At 64.8% G+C, this 24023-nt stretch carries 16 protein-coding genes and 2 pseudogenes; 7 read left to right on the top strand and 11 right to left on the bottom strand.

Going from position 1 to position 24023, the window contains the following annotated elements:
• Positions 1–124: 124 nt before the first annotated feature.
• Positions 125–1024, bottom strand: coding sequence for a prephenate dehydratase (locus ABDW49_RS01595; protein ID WP_343609196.1), 900 nt, complete (start codon positions 1022–1024; stop codon positions 125–127).
• Between the two features lie 118 nt (positions 1025–1142).
• Here ABDW49_RS01595 and ABDW49_RS01590 point away from each other — a divergent pair, with 118 nt between their 5' ends.
• The 3 genes from ABDW49_RS01590 (at position 1143) to ABDW49_RS01580 (ending at position 2371) form a co-directional block, all read left to right on the top strand.
• The gene (locus ABDW49_RS01590; protein ID WP_343609194.1) at positions 1143–1760 is read left to right on the top strand and encodes a cytochrome c family protein; all 618 of its coding nucleotides are present in this window, start codon (positions 1143–1145) and stop codon (positions 1758–1760) included.
• Positions 1761–1829: 69 nt separating this feature from the next.
• Positions 1830–2078 carry a type II toxin-antitoxin system ParD family antitoxin gene (locus ABDW49_RS01585; protein ID WP_343609192.1) on the top strand — a complete coding sequence of 83 codons (249 nt, stop codon included), beginning with the start codon at positions 1830–1832 and terminating at the stop codon, positions 2076–2078.
• A complete protein-coding gene (locus ABDW49_RS01580; RefSeq protein ID WP_343609190.1) occupies positions 2075–2371 on the top strand; it encodes a type II toxin-antitoxin system RelE/ParE family toxin in 297 nt (98 codons plus the stop codon). The genes ABDW49_RS01585 and ABDW49_RS01580 overlap by 4 nt, the downstream gene beginning before the upstream one ends.
• Positions 2372–2465: 94 nt before the next feature.
• On the opposite strand, the gene rplL is transcribed toward ABDW49_RS01580, so the two are convergent.
• A complete protein-coding gene (gene rplL / locus ABDW49_RS01575) occupies positions 2466–2843 on the bottom strand; it encodes a 50S ribosomal protein L7/L12 (RefSeq protein ID WP_168603844.1) in 378 nt (125 codons plus the stop codon).
• A gap of 87 nt (positions 2844–2930) precedes the next feature.
• Entirely contained in the window at positions 2931–3443 is a 513-nt protein-coding gene (gene rplJ, locus ABDW49_RS01570) for a 50S ribosomal protein L10 (protein WP_206242113.1), read from the bottom strand.
• Positions 3444–3930: 487 nt separating this feature from the next.
• On the opposite strand from rplJ, the gene ABDW49_RS01565 reads away from it, so the two are divergent.
• Entirely contained in the window at positions 3931–4557 is a 627-nt protein-coding gene (locus tag ABDW49_RS01565; RefSeq protein ID WP_343609182.1) for an isoprenylcysteine carboxylmethyltransferase family protein, read from the top strand.
• Between the two features lie 78 nt (positions 4558–4635).
• On the opposite strand, the gene ABDW49_RS01560 is transcribed toward ABDW49_RS01565, so the two are convergent.
• On the bottom strand, positions 4636–5844 hold the full coding sequence (locus ABDW49_RS01560) for a hypothetical protein (protein ID WP_343609181.1): 1209 nt from the start codon (positions 5842–5844) through the stop codon (positions 4636–4638).
• Positions 5845–6369: 525 nt separating this feature from the next.
• Between ABDW49_RS01560 and rpoB the strand changes: the two are divergent.
• Positions 6370–10557: pseudogene (rpoB, locus tag ABDW49_RS01555) on the top strand (DNA-directed RNA polymerase subunit beta).
• An 87-nt stretch (positions 10558–10644) separates the two neighbouring features.
• Positions 10645–14957: pseudogene (gene rpoC / locus ABDW49_RS01550) on the top strand (DNA-directed RNA polymerase subunit beta').
• A gap of 162 nt (positions 14958–15119) precedes the next feature.
• Here the strand turns inward: rpoC and ABDW49_RS01545 are convergent.
• The 3 genes from ABDW49_RS01545 to ABDW49_RS01535 form a co-directional block, all read right to left on the bottom strand.
• Positions 15120–15611: an ATP-binding protein gene (locus ABDW49_RS01545; RefSeq protein ID WP_343609180.1), complete on the bottom strand. Its 492-nt coding sequence runs from the start codon at positions 15609–15611 to the stop codon at positions 15120–15122.
• A 257-nt stretch (positions 15612–15868) separates the two neighbouring features.
• Positions 15869–16555 (bottom strand): RlmE family RNA methyltransferase, encoded by a 687-nt coding sequence (locus tag ABDW49_RS01540; protein WP_343609178.1) that lies wholly within the window; start codon positions 16553–16555, stop codon positions 15869–15871.
• A complete protein-coding gene (locus ABDW49_RS01535) occupies positions 16552–17745 on the bottom strand; it encodes a Ppx/GppA phosphatase family protein (protein ID WP_343609177.1) in 1194 nt (397 codons plus the stop codon). The genes ABDW49_RS01540 and ABDW49_RS01535 overlap by 4 nt, the downstream gene beginning before the upstream one ends.
• Before the next feature lie 440 nt (positions 17746–18185).
• Between ABDW49_RS01535 and ABDW49_RS01530 the strand changes: the two genes are divergently transcribed.
• Complete coding sequence (locus tag ABDW49_RS01530) at positions 18186–20615, top strand: DNA translocase FtsK 4TM domain-containing protein (RefSeq protein ID WP_343609176.1); 2430 nt, start codon at positions 18186–18188, stop codon at positions 20613–20615.
• A 250-nt stretch (positions 20616–20865) separates the two neighbouring features.
• Here the strand turns inward: ABDW49_RS01530 and ABDW49_RS01525 are convergent, their stop codons facing one another.
• From ABDW49_RS01525 to ABDW49_RS01510, 4 genes are read right to left on the bottom strand one after another with little or no spacing between them, the layout of a single operon-like run.
• A complete protein-coding gene (locus tag ABDW49_RS01525; RefSeq protein ID WP_343609175.1) occupies positions 20866–21276 on the bottom strand; it encodes a thioesterase family protein in 411 nt (136 codons plus the stop codon).
• The gene (locus ABDW49_RS01520; RefSeq protein ID WP_343609173.1) at positions 21276–21560 is read right to left on the bottom strand and encodes a hypothetical protein; all 285 of its coding nucleotides are present in this window, start codon (positions 21558–21560) and stop codon (positions 21276–21278) included. The genes ABDW49_RS01525 and ABDW49_RS01520 overlap by 1 nt, the downstream gene beginning before the upstream one ends.
• A gap of 4 nt (positions 21561–21564) precedes the next feature.
• Complete coding sequence (locus ABDW49_RS01515) at positions 21565–21828, bottom strand: hypothetical protein (protein ID WP_343609171.1); 264 nt, start codon at positions 21826–21828, stop codon at positions 21565–21567.
• A gap of 1 nt (position 21829) precedes the next feature.
• Positions 21830–23920: a S9 family peptidase gene (locus ABDW49_RS01510; protein WP_343609170.1), complete on the bottom strand. Its 2091-nt coding sequence runs from the start codon at positions 23918–23920 to the stop codon at positions 21830–21832.
• Between the last annotated feature and the right edge of the window lie 103 nt (positions 23921–24023).

Below are 24023 nucleotides of genomic sequence, written 5' to 3'. Positions count from 1 at the left end.
CCCTGCAAACCGACCACACAGCCGGGAGGCCGGGGCATCGCTGAAAACCTGTGTGCCGGTTTTTCTTGGCACGATCAAGTCGTTGCCCGATCAGACCAAGGACATCGCCTTATGCCAGGAGCGTTCAGCCGCGCTCACGCGCCTGAGCGTAAGTCCCCAGAATGCGCAGTTCCTTGCAGTGGAAGGCCAGTTCTTCCAGCGCATGGTCCACACCCACATCACCGGGCGCGCCGACAATATCGGCATAGAACATGGTGGCCGAGAAGCTGGCGCCCTTCTGATAGCTTTCCAGCTTGGTCATGTTGACGCCATTGGTCGCGAAGCCGCCCAGCGCCTTGTAGAGCGCGGCGGGGATGTTGCGCACCTCGAAGATCATGGTGGTCATCGCCACCTGACCCTTGAGGCTGACCGGATCGAGCGGGGCGCGGGCCAGCACCACAAAGCGCGTGGTGTTGTCGGGCGCGTCCTCGACATTGTTCTCGATGATGTCGAGGCCATAGAGTTCGGCGGCCAGCGGGGGGGCGATGGCCGCCGCCTCGGGATCGCCCATTTCCTTCACATAGGCCGCCGCGCCCGCCGTATCGGCGTAGCTCATCGGCGTGATGCCGCGCTCACGCAGATAATGGCGCGACTGGCCCAGCGCCTGCGGATGCGAATAGGCCGCCGTGAAGGGGCCCTTGGCGCCCGGCAGCGCCATCAGGCTGGGGTGGATGCCGATGAAATGCTCACCCACGATCGACAGGCCGCTTTCGGGCAGTAGAAAATGCATATCGGCCACGCGGCCATGCTGGCTGTTCTCGATGGGGATGATCGCGCGATCGGCACGGCCTTCCTTCACCGCATCGAGCGCATCCTCGAAGCTGAAACAGGGCAAGGGCGCGCACTCAGGGTCGAAATCCAGCGCCGCGCGGTGCGAATTGCAGCCCGGCGCGCCCTGAAAGGCCATGGCGCGGGAAGGCGAGGATTCGGCGACCTGGGTCAGCGTTTTGACCTGGATCAGAGCGGGCGTGGGATAAGAGTGCATAGCGGAACCGCGTTAGGGCCAACCGCGTCGTCCCGCAATGGCCCTTGCGCTAGGATTTTGTGCCCTATAACAACGGGGCATAAAAAATATTCTGCATGAACTTGGGCGAGGCAATCTGATGAGCGGTCGTTTCAATACCATTGCGGGTTGGGTTTTGGGTGCTGGTATCGTGGCCCTTGGGCTGACCAGCCTGTCCGGCCATTATTTCCGGGCGGACAAGGACCAGCGACCGGAGAAGCTGGGCTACCCCATTGCCGGCGTGGTCGCGGAAGGTGGCGCCGCCGCGGCGGTGCCGATCGAGACGCTGCTGGCCAAGGCCGATCCCAATGCGGGGCAGCAGGTTTTCCAGAAATGCGCGGCCTGCCATACGGTGACGCAAGGGGGGCCCAATGGCGTCGGCCCGAATCTCTATGGCGTGGTGGGCGACGAGATCGCCAAGGGGCGCGGCGGCTTTGCCTTCTCGTCCTCGCTGGGGGGCAAGGGTGGCAAGTGGGACTTCAAGTCGCTCGACACCTGGCTGACCAACCCGCGCGGCTTTGCCGATGGCACGAAGATGACCTTCGCGGGCCTCGATTCGCCGGAGGATCGCGCCAATGTGATCGTCTATCTCAACAAGCAGGGCTCGAATGTGCCGCTGCCCGCAGCACCTGCGGCCGGCGCGGCGCTTGCAGGCGATGCCAAGGCAGCAGACGCCAAGGGCGAGGCGAAGGCCGAAGGGGCGGCTTCGGGCGGGTAGGACCGCCCCTCGATTGCCGTGTAATACTTTTTGGTATAGCTTGGCCTGACTCTGCAACAGGGAACGGCCATGGCCCGCAACACATCCGTGACGATCGGCGAGCACTTCACCAGCTTTATCAGCGAGCAGGTGCAGGCGGGCCGTTATGGTTCGGCCAGCGATGTGGTGCGGGCCGGGCTGCGCCTGCTGGAAGAGCATGAGATCAGGGTGCGAGCCCTGCAGGAAGCCCTGATCGCCGGGGAACAGTCCGGCGAGCCGGAAGCCTTCGACTTCGATGCCTTCAAGGCAAGAAAGCGGGCCGGGCATCAGGATCAGTGAAAGCCCTGAGGTTCTCACCTGCCGCTCAGGCCGATCTTGAGACCATCTGGGATTACAGCGCCGCCCATTGGGGCGCCGATCAGGCTGATTGCTATATCGATGATATCCGCGATGCCTGCCTCAAGGTCGCATCGGGAGAAAGCACAGGCCGACCGGTCGATGTACGGCCCGATTATCTGAAAATCGCTGCCGGATCACATCGGATCTATGCCCGCGATCACGGGGACCATCTGGCCATCATCCGCATCCTGCACGCCCGACAGGATGTGGAGCGCAATCTCGGGAACGACTGATCCGCCCGCCCACTACCCAAACAAAAAGGGCGGAAGCCTTGCGGCTCCGCCCTTCTCGCGTAGATCGGCGAACCGACCGACAGGCTGTGAAGTCTTACTTGACTTCGACGGTGCCGCCGGCTTCCTCGATCTTCTTCTTGATGTCTTCGGCTTCAGCCTTCGACACGCCTTCCTTGATCGCCTTGGGGGCGCCCTCGACCAGAGCCTTGGCTTCGGTCAGGCCCAGGTTGGTGATGGCGCGCACTTCCTTGATGACCTGGATCTTCTTGCCACCGTCACCGGTGAGGATCACGTCGAACTCGGTCTTCTCTTCGACAGCGGCAGCAGCTTCGCCACCAGCAGCCGGAGCGGCAACGGCAACAGCGGCAGCAGCCGAAACGCCCCAAGCCTCTTCGAGGGCCTTGGCGAGGTCAGCGGCTTCCAGGACGGTCAGAGCCGACAGTTCTTCAACGAGCTTGGCGATATCAGCCATGATGATTACTCCATTCAATGTTGGGTGCGCCCCGCGCGGAATTGCTGCGGGGCACGAAACGCTTGAAACGTCTTACTCGGCCTGAACTCAGGCAGCCTTGTCCGCATAGGCGGCGAACACGCGGGCCAGCTTGGCTGCCGGGGCAGTCGAAAGCTGGGCCAGCTTGGTCGCGGGCGCCTGAACGAGGCCGATGAGCTTGGCGCGCAGTTCGTCGAGCGAGGGCATCGTGGCAAGCGCCTTGACCCCGTTGACGTCCAGCACCACGCCGCCGATCACGCCGCCGACGATCTCGATCTTGTCGGTCGTCTTGGCGAAATCGACCACCACCTTGGCGGCGGCGACCGGATCAATCGACCACGACAGCGCGGTCGGACCCGTCAGGAAATCACCAATGCCTGCGCACGGCGTTTCCAGAGCGGCGATCTTGGCAAGACGGTTCTTCGCAACCTTGTAGGTCGCGCCCGCATCGCGCATCTTCCCGCGCAGCACCGTGGACTGAGCCACGGTGAGGCCGAGGTTGCGGGTGACAACCACCACGCCGACCTCGTTGAAGACCGCGTTGAGAGCGGCAACCGAATCGGCTTTCTGCGAACGATCCATGCCATACTCCTTCACATGTGGCCGCATGAGGCATGCCCCTTGCGACCGGCTACGTTGTCCTTGAACGATGCGCATGCGCGCACCGGCCCAAGGGCGGTTGTTCCGTATGTCGACATGGGGAAGGAGTGCGCGTCCCTGAAAGAAGCACGCCGGGCACATGCCAACATTGTCGGCAGGGCCAAAAATCTCTTTTCCCCGTCTAGGCTGGACGATTAAGCAGGAGACCTGCGCCAACTGTCTCGGACGGATGAAACCAGGTTGCCCCGGAATCGTGGAGGCGCCGATAGAGGTTGCCGGACAGCGAGTCAAGCGGCCACCGGCCTTGCGGGCACCCTGCTCGGCTCGTCGCAACGCTAGTGCCCCCTCATTTTATTTTTAACGGTTGCACAGTTATAGCCGACAACGGTTCGCAGAGGTCGGGGGGCCTCACCAAAAACAGGATTAACCCGTTACCATGGGTGAAAACGCCAAGGCGGAGCCACCGCCAATGGAAAATATCCGTCCCTTGCAAGGCCCTATGCTGGGCAAGGTGCTCGATCGCGCCGAACAGGTGGTGATCCTGCTGCTGTGGGTGGTGCTGGTGGAGCGCGTGATTCGCTCGGGCAATGCCTATGCGCCGCTGCTGCTGCTGTCGGAAACGGCGGTGCTGGTCTTCGCGCTGATCCGCCGCCCGACGCAGGCCATCACCCGCAAGCTGAGCGACTGGCTGCTGGCCATCACCGCCACCGCCGCCCCGTTGCTGATCATGCCAAGCCATACGCCGGTGCCGCAAATCGCCTTCATCGGGGTGATTCTGGTGCTGGTGGGCAACATCGGTCAGGCCGCCGCCAAGCTGGCGCTGCGCCGCAGCTTCGGCATCGCTCCGGCCAATCGCGGAGTGAAGGTCTCCGGCCCCTATGCGCTGGTGCGCCATCCGATGTATGCTGGCTATCTGCTGGTGCATATCGGCAATCTGGTGCTGTTCCCCTCGTTGCTGAACCTTGTCATCTACGCCGTCGGCTGGACAGCGCAGATCCTGCGCCTGCAGGCCGAGGAGCAGTTGCTCTCGCAGGACGACGCCTATCGCCTCTATCGCGAGAAGGTGCGCTGGCGCCTGATCCCCGGCCTGTTCTGATCCACACACGGCAAAGCGCCGGACGGTCCTGAAACCATCCGGCGCCCTGGGTGACCTCCCCCTCACGGGGAGCTTCGGTTACTTGACGGGTTCGGCCTTCACGGCCCCGCCCCTGCCCGGCTGATCCGCCGCCGGCCTCACAGCCTGCTTCATGCTGGGCTTGTAGGTCCGCCAGTCGAAGCGTTCGGTGGCCTTGTCCTGCAGTTCCTTCTCGCGGGTCTGGAGGATCAGGCGGGCGCGGCGCATACGGGCACGCGGCGTGTGGAAGGGATTGGCCTCGTCAGGCTCGGCCTCCACCATGCGCTTGAGCAGTTCGGCACGCTCCTCGCCGGTGGGCAGCGGGCCTTCGCGCAGCATCACCGCTTCGGGCGAGTCAGCACGCTTGCGGCGACGGACCGGCGCAGGCGCGGTTTCCGCGAGCTTGGCCTCGGGCACCATCCCGGCCTCGGCCACGCGCTGGGCATCGGCCTGCGCGACGGCATCGACCGGCTCATTGGCGGCGGGCTCGAAGTAGCTCGGGTCGACATAGGTGCGACCGGTGGGGGTCACGACCGTCTCGGCCTCGGCTTCTTCCTCATCGCGACGGCGCGTCAGGGCGAAGCCGGCCAGACCCGCCAGAAGGACGGCACCGGCGGCACCGATCGGCCAATAACGCTCCATATCGGAGGCGGGCGACGGGGCCGGAGCAGCGGCAGGCGCCGCAGGCGTACCATCGGCGGTGTAGAGGCCCGCAGGGTCACGGCGCGTCAGCCCCGAGCCATTGCTCCCGGCATCGGCGGACTTGGCAGCCTCCTTGCTTACGGTCTGCGTGGTGGTGCGGCTGGTTTCCGTGGGTGCGGGACGGGCCGCAGGCTGAGCGGGGCGCGCCTCGGCATGAGCGCGCGGTGCGGCCTGCTTGGCCGGGGCGGCGGCGCTGTCGGCAGCGTCAGCCGCGCTCTGGGCCTGAGCCGGGGTGCCGCTGTCCGGCACCGCCTGCACGACAGGGTTCGACGTCATGGTCGGCGCCTGAGGCGCGGGAGCGGGCGCTGCAGCCGGAGCCGTATCGGTGGTGGGCGGCGGCGCGGGGACCGGAGTCGTGGCGGGCGCCGGGGGCGGCGCGGGCACCTCGCTGGGCGGGTTGGTCGCGGCCTGAGGCGCAGTCGCAGTGGGGGCAGCAGCGGGCGCCGTCGCGGCGTCAGGAGGCTGGGCTTGCGTCGCCTGAGCCGAAGCTGGCGAGGTGGAAAGGAGCAGGCTGGCCGCCGCAAGGGCGGTGAGCGAGCTGAGCGAGCGGTCAAGTGCGTGTGTCATGGTGAAGGAAGAGACAGATTGGCACTTTGTGGCCGACAGAGTCGACCAGTCGGGTGATTTCAGAGATGAGTCGACAAATATTTCACCATATTCATCAAAACCGTTCTTGACTTCTACTTGATCTGCAAAAGCGATGAATTGCCAATTCATAAGACATTCATCGAAGCACCCACTTTTGCGCCCAAAGTGCAACAGAGGCATGCCACACCGTGGCCCGCACGCCACGCCGCGAACGCCCCCACCAGCCTTGACAGGAAGCCGACTCCGGCCTACATGCCGCCGGTTCTTGCAGCTTCGAGCAAGATTGACCCAGCGCGGGGGTCGGTCACGGAAGGAAGCTCAGGGGTCGTGCCATCTGACGCAGCAGGCTACGGGCCGATTGCCCCTTGTATAAGGGTCATCAAGCCACCCGTGGCCCTTTTTGCGTGATGGCAACCCCATAAAGTCCGCGCAAACACACGGTTTTTCAAAAGGCGTGCCGCCCGCGTGGCCCGCCTTGGCAGAGCGAAAGAGGCAAGACCAGCAATGGCAACGAAGCCCCAGCAACCCTCGCGTGCGTCGTCCAAGCGCCGCATCCGCAAGATCTTCGGCGACATCCACGAAGTGGTGCAGATGCCGAACCTGATCGAGGTGCAGCGCGAGAGCTATGAACAGTTCCTGCGTTCCGACCCCAAGATCGGCTATGTCTCGGGCCTGGAAAAGACGCTGCGCAGCGTCTTCCCGATCCGCGACTTCGCCGGCACCAGCGAGCTGGACTTCGTCCACTATGAGCTGGAAGAGCCCAAGTACGACATCACCGAATGCCGTCAGCGCTCGATCACCTATGCCGCGCCCATGAAGGTCACGCTGCGCCTGATCGTCTTTGAAGTCGACGCCGAGACCGAAGCCCGGTCGGTGCTCGATATCAAGGAGCAGGACGTCTACATGGGCGAAATGCCGCTCATGACCGACAACGGCACCTTCATCATCAACGGCACCGAGCGCGTCATCGTCTCCCAGCTGCACCGTTCGCCGGGCGTGTTCTTCGACCACGACCGGGGCAAGACCCACAGCTCCGGCAAGCTGCTGTTCTCCGCCCGCATCATTCCTTACCGCGGCTCGTGGCTGGACTTCGAGTTCGACCCGAAGGACATCGTGTACGTCCGTATCGACCGCCGCCGCAAGCTGCCGGTCACCACGCTGCTGCATGCCCTGGGTCTGAACGACGAAGAGATCCTGCACTATTTCTATCAGCGCATCACCTGGAACCGTGCGGGTGGCGGCTGGAAGATCCCCTACACCGCCGAAGCCTGGCGCGGCACCAAGCCGACCTTCGATCTGGTCGACGCCAAGAGCGGCGAAGTGATCTTCGCGGCCGGCACCAAGATCAGCCCTCGCGCCGCCAACAAGGCGGAGAAGGACGGCCTGACCGACCTGCTGATCCCGACCGAGGAAATCTTCGGCCGCTACAGCGCCAATGACGTCATCAATGAATCGACCGGCCGCATCTACATCGAGGCCGGTGATGAAGTGACGCCGGAAAATCTGGCCGCGCTCGACGCCGCCGGCATCGACTATGTCGAACTGCTCGACATCGATCATGTCGCCACCGGTCCCTGGATCCGCAACACCCTCAAGGCCGACAAGGCCGAGGACCGCGACCACGCGCTGGTCGACATCTACCGCATGATGCGTCCCGGCGAGCCGCCGACGCGCGAAGCCGCCGAAGCCCTGTTCGACGGCCTGTTCTTCAACGCCGACCGCTACGACCTGTCGGCCGTGGGCCGCATGAAGTTCAACATGCGTCTGGGTCTGGATGTGGAAGACACGGTCACCACGCTGGAAACCAACGACATCCTGTCTGTCGTCAAGGAACTGGTGAACCTGAAGGACGGCAAGGGCGAAGTCGACGACATCGACCACCTGGGCAACCGTCGCGTGCGTTGCGTCGGCGAACTGGCCGAGAACCAGTTCCGCGTCGGCCTGGTGCGTGTCGAGCGCGCGGTCAAGGAACGCCTGTCCATGGCCGAAAGCGAAGGCCTGATGCCGCAGGACCTGATCAACGCCAAGCCGGTGGTCGGCCGCGGTGAAGGAGTTCTTCGGTTCCTGGCAGCTGTCGCAGTTCATGGACCAGAACAACCCGCTGTCGGAAATCACGCACAAGCGTCGTGTCTCCGCACTCGGCCCGGGCGGTCTGACCCGTGAGCGCGCCGGCTTCGAAGTTCGCGACGTACACCCGACCCACTACGGCCGCGTCTGCCCGATCGAAACGCCGGAAGGTCCGAACATCGGTCTGATCAACTCGCTGGCGACCTACGCGCGCACTCAACGAGTACGGCTTCCTCGAGACGCCCGTACCGCCGCGTGGTCGACGGCAAGGTCACCGACGACGTGGTCTACCTGTCGGCCATCGAAGAGCAGAAGCACACGTCTCGCCCAGGCCTCGGCCGAACCCAACCGGATGACGAAGGCTCAACTTCGTGGAAGAGCTGGTCTCGGCCCGTCAGAACGGCGAATTCGTGATGGCCCCGCGCGAGACGATCACGCTGATGGACGTTTCGCCGAAGCAGGTCGTTTCGGTCGCTGCCTCGCTGATTCCGTTCCTGGAGCACGACGACGCCAACCGCGCACTGATGGGCGCGAACATGCAGCGTCAGGCCGTGCCGACCCTGCGTGAAGGCCGACGCGCCGCTGGTCGGTACCGGCATGGAACGCGCAACGTGGCGCGTGACTCCGGCGCCGCCGTCGCCGCCGCGCGTGCGGGCGTGATCGACTAGGTCGATGCCAGCCCGTATCGTGGTCCGCGTCAACGACGATGAAGTCGAGACTGGCGAAGCCGGGCGTCGACATCTACAACCTGACCAAGTACACCCGTTCCAACCAGAACACCTGCATCAACCAGCGTCCGCTGGTGAAGGTGGGTGACGTCGTCGCGCGCGGCGACATCCTGGCCGACGGTCCGTCGACCGACCTGGGCGAACTGGCCCTGGGCCAGAACATGCGCGTCGCGTTCATGCCCTGGAACGGCTACAACTTCGAAGACTCCATCCTGCTCTCCGAGCGCGTGGTGCAGGAAGATCGTCTTCACCACGATCCACATCCAGGAACTGGAGGTGCGTGGCCCGCGACACCAAGCTGGGGCCAGAGGAAATCACCGCCGACATCCCGAACGTGGGCGAGGCCGCGCTGAACAAGCTGGACGAAGCCGGCATCGTCTACATCGGTGCCGAAGTGCACGCCGGCGACATCCTGGTCGGCAAGGTCACCCCGAAAGGCGAAACCCAGCTGACGCCGGAAGAGAAGCTGCTGCGCGCGATCTTCGGTGAGAAGGCGTCCGACGTGAAGGACACCTCGCTGCGCGTGCCGACCGGCACTGGCCGGCACCGTCATCGACGTGCAGGTCTTCACCCGCGACGGCGTCGAGAAGGACAAGCGTGCCCGCGCGATCCAGAACGAGGAAATCGAACGCCTCGCCAAGGACCGTGAGGACGAGCGTGCCGCATCGTGGAAACGCGCCACCTTCAACCGCCTGAAGGACATGCTGCTCGGCCAGACCGCTGCCGCAACGCCCAAGGGCCTGAAGAAGGGCGTGGAGATCACCGAGGAACTGCTCGGCGAGGTGGAGCGCCACGAGTGGTGGAAGTTCGCCGTGGCCGACGACGCGCGCCAGCAGCAGCTGGAAGCGACCAAGGCGCAGTACGACTTCACCATCAAGTCGATCGTCGAGAAGTTCGAGGACCGTAAGGAAAAGCTGCAGCACGGCGACGACCTGGCTCCGGGCGTGCTGAAGATGGTCAAGGTCTACCTGGCCGTGAAGCGCCGCCTCCAGCCGGGCGACAAGATGGCCGGCCGTCACGGTAACAAGGGTGTCGTCTCGCTGATCATGCCGGTCGGAAGACATGCCGCACGATGCCAACGGCACGCCGGTCGACATCGTACTGAACCCGCTGGGCGTACCGTCGCGTATGAACGTCGGTCAGATCCTCGAAACCCACCTGGGCTGGGCCGCCAAGGGCCTGGGCCGCAAGATCGGCGATGCTCTGGATGCCTGGCGCGAAGCCAATCCGAACCCCGAGGTCGGCCAGCCTCCTGAAGCTCTGCGCGAGCTGATGAAGGACATCTATGGCGAGAACTACGCCGAGCAGCTCGACGACCTCAGCGACGACGAACTGCTCGAACTGGCCAAGAACCTGCGCAAGGGCGTGCCGATGGCTACGCCGGTGTTCGACGGCGCGATGGAAGCCGATGTGACCGCCATGCTGCGCAAGGCGGGGCTGGATGAATCGGGTCAGATGACCCTGTTCGACGGCCGCACCGGCGAGCAGTTCGAGCGTCCGGTCACCGTCGGCTACATGTACGTGCTGAAGCTGAACCACCTGGTCGACGACAAGATGCACGCCCGTTCGACCGGCCCGTACACGCTGGTTACCCAGCAGCCGCTGGGTGGTAAGGCGCAGTTCGGTGGTCAGCGCTTCGGTGAGATGGAGGTGTGGGCGCTGGAAGCCTACGGCGCGGCCTACACCCTGCAGGAAATGCTGACCGTGAAGTCGGACGACGTGAACGGCCGTACCAAGGTGTACAAAAACATCGTGGACGGCGACCACCGGATGGAGGCCGGCATGCCCGAGTCCTTCAACGTGCTGATGAAAGAAATCCGCTCGCTCGGCATCAACATCGAACTGCCCGAACACCGATGAGGATGACGAAGACGGTCTCGCGCAGGCGGCGGAGTAAGAGGGCCGGGCGGTTCTGAACGGAACCGCCCTCCCTTCGCCCGGAATTTGACGTCCAGCGCCCCTGATGGGGCAAGGGAACGAAACTATGAACGACCTGACCAAATTCACCAACCAGATGGCCAAGCCCGAGACCTTCGATGCGATCAAGATCGGTCTGGCCTCGCCCGAGATGATCCGTTCGTGGTCGTTCGGCGAAGTTAAGAAGCCGGAAACCATCAACTACCGTACGTTCAAGCCGGAGCGTGACGGCCTGTTCTGCGCCAGGATCTTCGGCCCGGTCAAGGACTACGAGTGCCTGTGCGGCAAGTACAAGCGCCTGAAGCACCGCGGCGTGATCTGCGAGAAGTGCGGCGTTGAAGTGACCCTGACCAAGGTGCGCCGTGAGCGCATGGGCCACATCGAGCTGGCCTCGCCGGTCGCGCACATCTGGTTCCTGAAGTCGCTGCCGTCCCGTATCGGCCTGCTGCTGGACATGCCGCTGCGCGATCATCGAACGCGTGCTGTACTTCGAAAGCTACGTGGTGATCGAACCGGGCATGACCACCCTGGAAAAGGGCCAGCTGCTGACCGAAGACGAGCAATACTTCGACGCGCTGGAAGAGTTCGGTGACGAATTCGACGCCGACATGGGCGCCGAGGCCGTTCAAGCACATGCTGAAAAACAAGGCGCATCGACCTGGAGCAGGAGAAGGAAGACCTCCTTCAGGAACTGGCCAAAACCAACTCCGAAACCAAGCGCAAGAAGCTGACCAAGCGCCTGAAGCTGCTGGAAGCCTTCGTGGAGTCTGGCAACAAGCCAGAGTGGATGATCCTGACCGTGCTGCCGGTGCTGCCGCCGGATCTGCGTCCGCTGGTTCCGCTGGATGGCGGTCGTTTCGCGACCTCGGACCTGAACGATCTGTATCGCCGCGTGATCAACCGTAACAACCGTCTGAAGCGCCTGCTCGATCTGGCTGCGCCGGACATCATCGTGCGCAACGAAAAGCGCATGCTGCAGGAAGCGGTCGACGCCCTGCTGGACAACGGCCGTCGCGGTCGCGCCATCACCGGTGCCAACAAGCGTCCGCTGAAGTCGCTGGCCGACATGATCAAGGGCAAGCAGGGTCGCTTCCGTCAGAACCTGCTCGGCAAGCGCGTCGACTACTCCGGCCGTTCGGTCATCGTGACCGTAGGTCCGTACCTGCGTCTGCACCAGTGCGGTCTGCCCAAGAAGATGGCGCTGGAGCTGTTCAAGCCGTTCATCTACGGCAAGCTGGACGCCGCGTGGCCTGGCCACCACCATCAAAGCCGCCAAGAAAATGGTTGAGCGAGAAGGAGCGCCAGGAGGTCTGGGACATCCTGGACGAAGTGATCCGCGAACACCCGGTACTGCTGAACCGTGCGCCGACCCTGCACCGTCTGGGCATCCAGGCGTTCGAGCCGGTGCTGATCGAAGGCAAGGCGATCCAGCTGCACCCGCTGGTCTGCGCGGCCTACAACGCCGACTTCGACGGTGACCAGATGGCCGTTCACGTTCCGCTGACGCTGGAAGCCCAGCTGGAAGCGCGCGCGCTGATGATGTCCACCAACAACATCCTGTCGCCCGCGAACGGCGAGCCGATCATCGTTCCGTCGCAGGACGTGGTGCTGGGTCTGTACTACATGACCCGATGGACCGCATCGGCGAGCCCGGCGAGGGCCAGCTGCTGGCCGACATGGCCGAGGTGCATCAGGCGCTGGATTCGGGCGTTGTCACGCTGCACTCCAAGGTGGTGGCGCGCGTCCCGCAGACCGACGAGAACGGCAAGACGTATCTCAAGCGTTTCGAGACGACTCCGGGCCGCATGCTGATCGGCGAATGCCTGCCCAAGAGCCACAAGGTGCCCTTCGACGTCGTCAACCAGCCTCCTCACCAAGAAGGATGTGGGCGACGTGATCGACGAGGTCTATCGTCACACCGGCCAGAAGGACACGGTGCTGTTCGCCGACGCCATCATGTCGCTGGGCTTCCGCCACGCGTTCAAGGCCGGCATCTCCATCGGCATGGACGACATGGTCATCCCCGACGAGCAAGGCGACATGAATCTCGTCGACCAGACCAAGTCGCTGGTGGCCGATTACGAGCAGCAGTATCAGGACGGTCTGATCACCCAGCAGGAGAAGTACAACAAGGTGATCGACCTCTGGAGCCGTTGGCGGCGACCAGGTGGCTGCGGCCATGATGGACGAAATTAAAGCCACCCCGCTGGATGATGACGGCCGTCAGAAGTCGTTCAACTCGATCTACATGATGGCCGACTCGGGCGCGCGGGGTTCCGCCGGCCCAGATCCGTCAGCTGGCCGGTATGCGCGGCCTGATGGCCAAGCCGGACGGCTCGATCATCGAGACGCCGATCACCGCGAACTTCCGCGAAGGCCTGAACGTACTCCAGTACTTCATCTCGACCCACGGTGCTCGTAAGGGTCTGGCGGATACCGCGCTGAAGACCGCGAACTCGGGTTACCTGACCCGTCGTCTGGTCGACGTGGCGCAGGATCTGGTGGTGACCGAGAACGATTGCGGCACCGAGCGCGGCCGCTGGAAATGCGCGCGATCGTGCAGGGCGGTTCGACCATCGCCTCGCTGGCCGAGCGTATCCTGGGCCGTACCCTGGCCGAGGATATCGTGGCCAAGGACGGCAGCGTCATCGTCGCCAAGGGCACGCTGCTCGACGAGCCCGCCGTGGCCCGTATCGAGGCGGCCGGCACGCAGTCGGCCCGCATCCGCTCGCCGCTGACCTGCGAAACCCGGCAGGGCGTCTGCGCCACCTGCTACGGCCGCGACCTGGCCCGTGGCCACGCCGGTCAACATCGGTGAAGCGGTCGGCGTCATCGCCGCCCAGTCGATCGGTGAGCCGGGCACGCAGCTGACCATGCGTACGTTCCACATCGGTGGCGCCGCGCAGGTCAACGAGCAGTCGAACCTGGAAGCGCTGTGCGACGGCACCGTGATCTATCGCGACATCCCGACCATTCAGGACAAGCGCAACCGCCGCCTGTCGCTCGCCCGTAACGGCGAGGTCGTGGTGATCGACACCGATGGTCGCGAGCGCGCGCTGCACCGCGTGCCCTACGGCACCCATCTGATCTTCGAGAATGGTGCGGAGATCAAGCAGGGCGACCGTCTGGCCGAGTGGGATCCCTTCACCACCCCGATGATCACCGAAAAGTCGGGTATCGTGAAGTATCAGGACCTGATCGATGGCCGCACGCTGACCGAGCAGACCGACGAAGCCACCGGCATGAGCAGCCGCGTGGTGACCGAAAACCGCGCCACCAGCCGCAGCAAGAAGGAGGACCTGCGTCCTCGTCTGACGCTGCTGGATGACGCCAGCGGTGAAGCCGCGCGCTATCTGCTGGCGCCCGGCACCACCCTGTCGGTCGAGGACGGTCAGGTCGTCGAGGCCGGTGACGTGCTGGCCCGCGCCAGCCGCGAAGCCGCCGAAGACCCGCGACATCACCGGCGGTCTGCCGCGCGTGGCCGAGCTGTTCGAAGCGCGCTCCCCCAAGGACAATGCGATCATCGCAAAGATCTCGGGCCGCATCGAATTCGTCCGCGACTACAAGGCCAAGCGCAAGATCGCCATCGTCCCCGAGGAAGGCGAGACCGTCGAATACCTGATCCCCAAGAGCAAGGTGATCGACGTTCAGGAAGGCGACTGGGTCAAGAAGGGCGACAACCTCATCAGCGGTTCGCCCAACCCACATGACATTCTGGAAGTGCTCGGCGTGGAGGCTCTGGCTGAGTACCTCTGCTCCGAAATCCAGGACGTCTACCGTCTGCAGGGCGTGAAGATCAACGACAAGCACATCGAGGTGATCGTTCGCCAGATGCTGCAGAAGGTTGAGATCACCAACGGTGGCGACACCACCCTGCTGCCGGGCGAACAGGTCGATCTGGAAGAGATGCTCGAAACCAACGCCAAGCTGCTCGAAGGCCAGATCCCGGCCGAGGGCAAGCCGGTGCTGCTGGGCATCACCAAGGCCTCGCTGCCGACGCGTTCGTTCATCTCGGCCGCGTCGTTCCAGGAAACGACCCGCGTGCTGACGGAGGCCGCGATCATGGGCAAGCGCGACGGCCTGCGCGGCCTGAAGGAAAACGTGATCGTGGGCCGTCTGATCCCGGCCGGTACCGGCGCGGGCATGAACCGCATGCGCGTCACCGCCTCCTCGCGCGATGCCGCGCTGCGTGCCTCCTACCGCAAGCTGCAGGGGCACCTGATCGCCCCGGCCAGCGCCGCGGAAGAGCATGCCGCCGAGCTGGCCCAGGGGCCTGAGGCCGCCGGTCTGGTCGATCCGCTGGGCGCCGTCGAAGGCACCACCCACGGCACCGACGCCGATGCCGGTGATTACCTGATCAAGGGTGATGAGGCCGAATAAGCCTCATTCCCTCACGGGTTGGAGAGAGACCCCGCCAGAGCTTCGGTTCTGGCGGGGTTTTCTTTTGGGCAAGGATTTGAAGGGGTCGGTGCGAGGGGGTTACCCCCTCGCGCTCCCATGACTGTCTACCTTGCGCCCGGTCCTTGGCGTGGGTGCATGGGGTCAGGAGTGGTGGGTCACGATCTCGAAGCCCTCTTCCGGGGAGGGGGCCGAAAAGTGGCTGGTGAACAGGGCGAACTGCTCGTCCGTGACGGTGAACTCATGGTCCCCGCTCTCATTCCTCTGACGCAGCCGGGCTTTGCAAACCTCGTCCGGGACGTCGAGATGGTGGAGTTGATGCATGCAATCCGCCTTCTCGAACAGCGTCCGCATCCACGCCCGGCTGGCCGGTGTGTTGGCGGGAAAATCCAGCACGACCGAAACACCGCCCTGCAACAGGGTAACGAGATGATCCGTGATGGCCTCCCGCAGCCGTCCTGAGTTGCGCACATAGTCCGCAAGGGAGTTCTGTTCACCCGGATAGAGGCGGGCCAGCCAGCTATCCTCGCTCACGATGATCGTGTCGGGCCTTTGGCCCAGAGCTTTGGTCAGTGTCGATTTTCCGGCAGCGATCTTGCCGCATAGGAAATGCAGTGTGGCTTGAGTTGATGGCATGGCCAATGACCTTGAAAGACGCGGCTCGCGTCATGGGATTCACAAGCGGAAAGACCCGGCCCGACGTGTCAGGCCGGGCGGTTAATTCGTCCGCTGATTGCGATGTGAATCCAGAAGATCATGCCGGGATCATGCCAGCAGCCCCGGCAAGGGTCAATTGCCTGCCACAGATGGAGAGGTCAGGCACAACATTTCGGCACCACTGCCCTGTCGTCGGGAGACGTAAAGGGGGTGCAGGGGGCGATGGCCCCCTGCTTTCACTCTTCCCCGACTTCCTCTTCAACCCGCCCCTTGAACCCCTGAGCGATCACATACCACTCGGAGGAATCCTTGCGGCTGGCAGGCGGCTTGGCGTGCTTCACGGTGGTGAAATGCTTCTTCAACAGGGTCAGCAAGGTGGGATCGGTCCCCCCCGCCAGAACCTTGGCAACGAAAGCCCCACCCTTGGACAGTTGCTGGATCGCGAAGTCGGCGGCGGTTTCCACCAGCCCCATGGTGCGCAGATGGTCGGTCTGCTTATGGCCCACCGTGTTGGCGGCCATGTCGGAGATCACCAGATCGGGCGCCCCGCCAAGGGCCTCCATCAGCGCGCCGGGGGCCTCGTCGGCCATAAAGTCCATCTCGAACAGCACCGCGCCCTCGATAGGGTCGGTGGGCAACAGATCGATCCCGACCACGCCCGCCTGAGGCGAACGCTGGCGCACCACCTGAGTCCAGCCACCCGGCGCCACGCCAAGGTCGACCACCCGGCGCGAGCCCTTCACGAGGCCGAACTTGTCGTCCAGCTCCATCAGCTTGTAGGCCGCGCGGCTGCGATAGCCGTCGGCCTTGGCCTTTTTCACGTAAGGGTCGTTCAACTGGCGGGTCAGCCAGCGGGCGGAAGAGGCGGTGCGCTTCTTGGCAGTGCGCAGGCGCTCATTGGGGTCGCGGCCTGAACGGCTCATCGGCGTTTCTCCATATTGCCCGCCGAGTTACTAGCAGTGGGGGCAGGCATTGTATCGTCAGTGCCGATCAGGCTGCGCAGGATGCCCTCGCGGATGCCCCGGTCGGCAACGCCAAGGTGTTGAGCAGGCCACAGTTCGAGGATCGATTCAAGGATCGCGCAGCCCGCCACCACCAGATCGGCGCGCTCGCGCCCGATGCAGGGCAGTTCGCGGCGGCGCGCGAGAGCCATGGTGGACAGGCGCGTGGTGATGCCATGCATGCTTTTGGCGGGCACGATCACACCATCGACGGCGCTGCGGTCATATTGCGGCAGGTCGAGGTGGACGCTGGCCAGCGTGGTGACGGTGCCGCTGGTGCCCAGCAGGCGCAGCGGGCCGCCGGGCTCGCTTTGCGCGGCCATGGTGCGGAACGGCTCGATGCGCCGGGCGAAATCGGCGAAGCTGGCATCCACCCGCCCGCGCATTTCGGCATAGCGGTCGATGCGGGCCTGTTCGTCCTGTCCCTCGCCCACGCAGGTCTCGGTCAGCGAGACGACGCCCCAGGGCACGCTGACCCAGTCGCGGATCAGCGGGGGGGCATCGCTGCCGGGGATGGTTTCCACCAGCACCAGTTCGGTCGAGCCGCCGCCGATGTCGAAGACCAGCGCCGGGCCGGGGCCGGGTTCCAGCAGGATATGGCAGCCCAGCACCGCCAGACGCGCCTCTTCGCGCGCCGAGATGATGTCGAGGCGGATGCCGGTTTCGGCGCGCACCCGCTCGATAAAGGCCGGGCCGTTGCTGGCGCGGCGGCAAGCCTCGGTCGCCACCGAGCGGGCGAGATGGACATTGCGGCGCTTCAGCTTGTCGGCACAGACGCGCAGCGCGTTCAGGGCACGCTCCATCGCCTGATCCGAAAGGCGCCCGGTCTGCGCCAGCCCCTCGCCCAGACGCACCACGCGGCTGAAGGCGTCGACCACCACAAAGCCGTCACCCGCCGGGCGCGCGATCAGCAGGCGGCAGTTGTTGGTGCCCAGATCGATGGCGGCATAGGCCTGACGGGGCGCACCCGGCCGGGCCGCGGCGATGCGCGGCGGGGTCTGACGGGCAGGCGCAGGCCTGGCCCCATCACGGCTGTTGTCCGCACGTCTGCGTTGCCCACCCGGCGCGGGACCGGGATCAGGCTGGCTTGCGCCCGAAGGCGCCCTGTTCATCGCGCCCGAAGGCGCTCTGTTATCGGCCGGGCCGGGGGCGGAGCGGGGCGCTTGAGGCGCGGCCACGCCGTCCGGACGGCCACCGGCAATGGCCCGGTTCGCGCCGGAAGGGGTGGATGCGCCGCTGGTCTTGCGCGCGTGCCGCTTGCGTTTACCCCCGTGCTTGCGAACCTTGTTGCGTTTTGCCGGCGGATGCTGGTCCGCCATAATCATCAAACTCGAAAAAACTGTGGGCCGCATTCTATGCGGTAAGATTGTCATAATCGTAACGCTCGCGAGGCTTGGGGGCAAGCGGCGTTTGCGGTCGGTGCCCCGTGGCGCGCGTCACCCGTCCTTGACGAGGACTCCCCGCACGGCGCATAAGAGGGCAAAGGGGGAACGCTGCCGCATGTCGCGCCTGCGTCCGGACCCGTTCACGCAGCAAAGGCAAGCATCCGGCCATGGCAACCAGGCCCTATTCCCCCAGCGGCGGTTCTCGCGGCGGCCCCAACTGGCGCATGATCCTGCGCCGCAGCGTGAAGCGCAGCGCCGAACTGCTGGGCGCGGGGCTGCTGGTGGCGGTGATGATCTTCACGGTGCTGGCGCTGCTCTCCTATCACCAGACCGACCCTTCGGCCTCGACGGCGGCCGCCGGCCCGGTGCTCAACTGGATGGGCCGCCCCGGCGCCTGGGTGGCCGAGCGCGCGCTGTTCCTCTTCGGCCCGGCCTGTGTGCTGCTGCTGCCGCTGCTGCTGGTGTTCGCCCGCCAGCTCTGGCGCATTGCCGAGGCGGATGCCGCCGATGTCGAGGATGAGGATGCCGTTCCCGCCCATCACTGGGTGCGCCCGATTGCCGTGCTGGTGGTGGCCACCGGGCTGATCTGCTCGGCCCTGTCGCTGGCTTTTGCGGACAGCGCGACCAGCCTGCCCGCCTCTCCGGGCGGCGTGGCCGGTCTGCTGGGTGCCGCCGCCGTGCATGGTGTGGCGGATCTGATCCCGGCTGCCGGGCGCGGCGTGTTCACCTTCATCTGCGGGGCTGTGGCGCTGCTGGCGGGGGCTGCTCTGGCGACGCAGGTCTTTGCCATCGACTGGATCGACCTCATTACCATCCCCCTGCGCCGCCGCGCCGCCGCGCGTGCCGGGCTTGAGGAGGAAGACGAGGACGACGAGAGCCATGAGCCTGCCGCGCGCAAGGCCAAACCCGCCACCGTCGCCAGCAGCCCGGCCAAGGCGGCCCCGCTGCCCGATCTGCCCTTCACCCCCGATGGCCCCGCGCCCGTGATCGCCCAGCGCCGCGCGCCGGAAATCAGCGATCCGGCCCGCGCGGTGAAGCAGGCGGAGTTCTCCAGCCTGTCGCGCCAGACCGATCTGTTCGATTCGGTGACGCTGCCCGGCCTCGAACTGCTGGCCGATCCGCCCGCCGATGCCGCCCAGCCCATCGACAAGCTGGCGCTGGAGCGCAACGCCCGCCTGCTCGAAACCGTGCTGGACGATTTCAATGTGAAGGGCGAGATCACCGGTGTGCGCACCGGCCCGGTCGTCACCAGCTATGAGCTGGAGCCCGCCCCCGGCATCAAGGCCAGCCGCGTGATCGGTCTGGCCGACGACGTCGCCCGCAACATGAGCGCGATTTCCGCCCGCGTCTCGCCCATCCCCGGCCGCACCGTGATGGCCATCGAGCTGCCCAATGCGGTGCGCCAGATGGTCAGCTTCAAGGAGATGATCGCCAGCGAGACCTTCGTGGGCAACAAGGGCCAGCTTCCCATCATTCTGGGCAAGGATATCGCCGGCGAACCCATCGTGGCGGATCTGGCCACCATGCCTCACCTGCTGGTGGCGGGCACCACCGGTTCGGGTAAGTCGGTGGGGCTGAACTGCATTCTGCTCTCGCTGCTGTACCGCCTGACGCCTGCCCAGTGCCGCCTGATCCTCGTCGATCCCAAGGTGCTGGAACTGAAATCCTACGATGCCATTCCGCATCTGCTCAGCCCGGTGGTGACGGACCCGTCAAAGGCCGTGCGCGCCCTGAAATGGGCCGTGGAGGAGATGGAGCGCCGCTATCGCCAGATGAGCGAGATCAACGTGCGCAACATCGTCAACTTCAACGAGAAGGTGAAAAGCGCCGCCGCAAAGGGCAAGCCTTTGGGCCGCCGCATCTCCATCGGCTTCGATCCCGAGACCGGCGAGGAGCTGTTCGAGGACAAGCAGCTCGATTATCAGGTGCTGCCGCTGATCGTGGTGATCGTCGACGAGCTGGCCGACCTGATGGTCACCGTCGGCAAGGAGATCGAGGTGCTAATCCAGCGTCTGGCGCAGAAATCGCGCGCCGCCGGTATCCATTTGATCATGGCCACGCAGCGTCCCTCGGTGGACGTCATCACCGGCGTCATCAAGGCCAACCTGCCGACGCGTATTTCCTTTGCCGTGACCAGCCGCATCGACTCCCGCACCATCCTTGGCGAGCAGGGTGCCGAGCAGCTCCTCGGCAAGGGCGATATGCTGTTCAAGCCCTCTTCCGGACCGATGCTGCGCGTCCACGGGCCCTTCGTGGCCGACGATGAGGTGGAAAAGGTCGCCGATCACTGGCGTCTGCAGGGCGCGCCCGAGTATGTGGATTCGGTGACGGAAGAGCCCGAGGAAGGCTCCTTCGGCTTCGACGACCTCGACGCCACCGCCAGCGACAATCCCGAAGAGCGCAAATACCGCCAGGCCTGCCAGATCGTGTTCGAGAGCCAGAAGGCCTCGACAAGCTGGCTGCAGCGCCAGATGGGCGTGGGCTACAACACCGCCGCCAAGTGGATCGAGCGGATGGAGAACGATGGGTTCGTCGGGCCTGCCAATCACGTCGGGCGGCGCGAGATCTATCGGGATAAGGATGGGCAGCCCTTGTAAGGGGCTTTAAAAGGGTAAGGTGCGAGGGTGTTACACCCTCGCGCTCCCATTAATGTCTACCTTGCGCATCGGGTTCGGCCTTGCGCACAGATTGCGGCGCCGCAGGCCTTCAACGATATGTCAGCGCGCTGATTTCACCTGCCTGCGGCGCCATGCAGCGCAGGTGGAGAGGTGGGGCGCAAGGACCGGGCACCACTGCCCTGTCGTCGGAAGACGTTCTGGGAGCGCGAGGGGGTAACCCCCTCGCATCTTAATCTTCCTTCCACCCCTTGAAAGGCTCAGCCACCTCAGGCGGAATCCGGCACAGCCTTCCGCTGGCCATATCGATCATCGCCCATGTCGTGCGGGCGGAAACGATGGACTTCTCCTCGCCCACACGGCAGAAATCCACCCGGCGGTCGAACCGTGCCGCTTTCGGCGGATCGGGGATGAAGGTTCGCGCCACCACGCTTTCGCCCTCGCGGATGTTGCCGCGATAGTCGATCTCGTGGCGGGTCACGACCCAGATGTAGGTGGCCACGTCCTCGGGGCGGGCGTCGTTTTCCCAGTGGGCGGTGGCGATGGCTTCCATCCATTGCACCCAGACCGCATTGTTCACATGGCCGAGGACATCGATATGCTCGGGCCCTGCGGTGAAGGTCTGGGTGAAATGGTTGGCCATCAGAGGCAAGCTCCCGTTCCGAAGCCGCATGATAACAACGCCAGGGCGACGAGCGGAAGCGGTAAAAGGCAGAGCCCTCCCGCGATCAGCAGGCCCCAGTTACGGCGGCGCACGCCAATCAGCACCACGGCGACCAGCAGCCCCGCATCCAGAACCAGCATCGGGATCGTGAAGGGCGCCTCGATACCCATCGTCACGCCGGCTACGACGAAGAGCAACAGGCCTGTCCAGACGGCCGTCACCGACCAGTCGCCTTGACTCCAGTCGATGCCGGGCTGACGCATAAGCCTATCTTGCCCCCAACGCCGCCAGCGCCAGTCCCACGAAGGGCGCATAGGCCCAGAGCGCGGGCACAATCGCTAGCAAAGGCCACCAGCGGCGGGTCTTGCGCGCGGTCAGCACGCAGGCCACCACCGAGGCCAACACAAGCGGCCAGCAGACGATCAGCACCTTCAGGAAGGGATCGGCGTGGCCCAGCCAGCAGGCCAGCCACAGGGCCAGCGCCAGCAGGTTCACGACAACCGCCCCCCGGAAGATCAGGCGCTGCTGCATCTTACGCGGCCATGCCCAATTGCCAGAGGATGAAGGCGAATTCCTCCGCCGCCTCGGTCAGGCTCTGGAAGCGGCCCGATTTGCCGCCGTGGCCAGCGCCCATATTGGTTTTCAGCAGTAGTTCGTTGCTGTCGGTCTTCAGCTCACGCAGCTTGGCGACCCATTTGGCGGGCTCCCAATAGGTCACGCGCGGGTCGTTGAGGCCCGCCGTCACCAGCAGCGGCGGATAGGCCTGCGCCTTCACCTGATCATAGGGGCTGTAGCTGTGGATCAGCTCGAAGGCGGCCTTGTCCTCGATGGGGTTGCCCCATTCGGGCCATTCGCCGGGCGTCAGCGGCAGGGTTTCGTCCAGCATGGTGTTGAGCACATCGACGAAGGGCACATGGGCCACCACGGCGCCCCACAGTTCCGGCGCATCATTCATCACCGCGCCCATCAGCTCGCCGCCGGCCGAGCCGCCGCTGATGCTGATGCGGCCGGGGGTGGTGAAGCCGCGCTCGATCAGCCCGCGCGCCACATCGACGAAATCGTTGAAGGTGTTGGTGCGCTGCTCGCGCTTGCCTGCCTTGTACCAGCCGCGGCCAAGGTCGTCGCCGCCGCGGATATGCGCGATGGCATAGGCAAAGCCGCGATCCACCAGCGACAGGCGCGTGGTCGAGAAGCTAGGGCTCATCGCCATGCCATAGGCGCCATAGCCATAGAGGTGCAGCGGATCGCTGGCCTTGCGGTCTTTGCGGTAGACGATGCTGACGGGCACCAGCGTGCCGTCGCGCGCGGGGATCTCCAGCCGCTGGGTTTCATAGAGGCTGGCGTCATAGCCGCTGGGGATCTGCTGCACCTTGAGCACTTCCAGCGATTTGTCCGCCAAATGGTAGTCATAGACGGTGGCCGGGCTGACCATGCTCTCATAGGTCAGGCGCAGCTTGTCGACGGCCCATTCGGGGTTGTCGGCCAGACCGGCGTCATAGCTGGCCTCGGGGAAAGTGATGGGTTCGATGCGCGACGGATCGTCGTAATAGCGCAGCTCGATGGTATCGAGGCCGCGCACCCGGCTCTCCACCACGAAGAAATCGCGGTAGAGTTCAAAGCCGGTGACATAGAGATCGTCCGTGCCTTCCAGCAGCGTCGTCCATTCGCCGGGGTTGGCCAGCGGCGCGGTGGCGATGCGGAAGTTCTCATGCGTGTCATTGGCATGGATGTAGAGCGTGCCCTCACGCTCATCGACATCATACTCCACGCCATCCTGACGGGCCTTCACCAGCAGCGGCTTGGCCAAAGGATCATGGGCGGGGATCAGATAGGTCTCGCTGGTCTCGTGATCGCTGGTGCCGATCACCAGCCACTTTTCGTTCGCGGAGAGCGAGGAGCCGACGCGGAACCCCTCATCATCCTCGTGATAGAGTTCGACATCGCTCTCCAGCGGCTGGCCCAGCCAGTGCAGGCGGGCGTTGTCGGTGCGCCAGTTCTCATTGGCCAGCGAATAGACCAGCCCCTTGTCCTCCGCGACCCACACCAGCGAGGACAGCGTGCCCTCGATCACATCGGGCAGTTCCTCGCCGGTGGCGATCACCTTGATGCGGGCGGTGAAGCGCTCCGAGCCATTGTCGTCCACGCTCCAGGCCAGCATCGTGCCATCGTTCGAGACCGACAGCGCGCCAAGGCGGAAATAATCATGCCCCGCCGCCAGAGCGACCTCGTCGAGGATCAGCTCATCCTCGCCGCCCGCCACGGGCTTGCGCCACCATTTCTTGTATTCCGCGCCTTCCTCGAACTCGATCCAGTAGAGGTAATCGCCATCCTTCTGAGGCACCGAGCGGTCGGCTTCCTTGATGCGGGCGCGCATTTCCTTGAACAGATCGTCCACCAAAGTCTTGCGCGGGGCCATGCGCGCCTCGAACCAGGCGTTTTCGGCCTCCAGATGCGCCAGCACCTCCTTGTCGGTCACCTGAGGATAGCCGGGATCGCGCAGCCAGGCGTAATCGTCGGTGACGGTGATGCCGTGATGCGTGATGCTGGCCGGCTTCTTGGCGGCGACAGGGGCGGCGATGGGCGCAGCAAGCGCGCTCTGGCTGGAATTGCTCATCACTTGCATTTATGGTGCCCGGCAACGCGCCGCAAGCATGCTTGCGTGCAGAAAACCCATTCCCCGGCCCAAATAAGCCGGACTGTCCTCAAGGAGGGACGCCCCCATGCTG

Source organism: Novosphingobium sp. (assembly GCF_039595395.1).
GTDB lineage: Bacteria > Pseudomonadota > Alphaproteobacteria > Sphingomonadales > Sphingomonadaceae > Novosphingobium.
The sequence above is the reverse complement of the archived record's forward strand: the minus strand, read 5'-3'. Positions and strand labels throughout refer to the sequence as shown.

Bases quoted from the DNA above. Each gene is read 5' to 3' on its own strand.
- ABDW49_RS01595 (WP_343609196.1), bottom strand. From the start codon at position 1,024: ATGCACTCTTATCCCACGCCCGCTCTGATCCAGGTCAAAACGCTGACC.
- rplL (WP_168603844.1), bottom strand. From the start codon at position 2,843: ATGGCTGATATCGCCAAGCTCGTTGAAGAACTGTCGGCTCTGACCGTC.
- ABDW49_RS01545 (WP_343609180.1), bottom strand. From the start codon at position 15,611: ATGCCATCAACTCAAGCCACACTGCATTTCCTATGCGGCAAGATCGCT.
- ABDW49_RS01560 (WP_343609181.1), bottom strand. From the start codon at position 5,844: ATGACACACGCACTTGACCGCTCGCTCAGCTCGCTCACCGCCCTTGCG.
- ABDW49_RS01510 (WP_343609170.1), bottom strand. From the start codon at position 23,920: ATGCAAGTGATGAGCAATTCCAGCCAGAGCGCGCTTGCTGCGCCCATC.
- ABDW49_RS01590 (WP_343609194.1), top strand. From the start codon at position 1,143: ATGAGCGGTCGTTTCAATACCATTGCGGGTTGGGTTTTGGGTGCTGGT.
- ABDW49_RS01565 (WP_343609182.1), top strand. From the start codon at position 3,931: ATGGAAAATATCCGTCCCTTGCAAGGCCCTATGCTGGGCAAGGTGCTC.
- ABDW49_RS01520 (WP_343609173.1), bottom strand. From the start codon at position 21,560: ATGCGTCAGCCCGGCATCGACTGGAGTCAAGGCGACTGGTCGGTGACG.
- ABDW49_RS01540 (WP_343609178.1), bottom strand. From the start codon at position 16,555: ATGAGCCGTTCAGGCCGCGACCCCAATGAGCGCCTGCGCACTGCCAAG.
- ABDW49_RS01525 (WP_343609175.1), bottom strand. From the start codon at position 21,276: ATGGCCAACCATTTCACCCAGACCTTCACCGCAGGGCCCGAGCATATC.
- ABDW49_RS01515 (WP_343609171.1), bottom strand. From the start codon at position 21,828: ATGCAGCAGCGCCTGATCTTCCGGGGGGCGGTTGTCGTGAACCTGCTG.
- ABDW49_RS01585 (WP_343609192.1), top strand. From the start codon at position 1,830: ATGGCCCGCAACACATCCGTGACGATCGGCGAGCACTTCACCAGCTTT.
- ABDW49_RS01530 (WP_343609176.1), top strand. From the start codon at position 18,186: ATGGCAACCAGGCCCTATTCCCCCAGCGGCGGTTCTCGCGGCGGCCCC.
- ABDW49_RS01535 (WP_343609177.1), bottom strand. From the start codon at position 17,745: ATGAACAGGGCGCCTTCGGGCGCAAGCCAGCCTGATCCCGGTCCCGCG.
- rplJ (WP_206242113.1), bottom strand. From the start codon at position 3,443: ATGGATCGTTCGCAGAAAGCCGATTCGGTTGCCGCTCTCAACGCGGTC.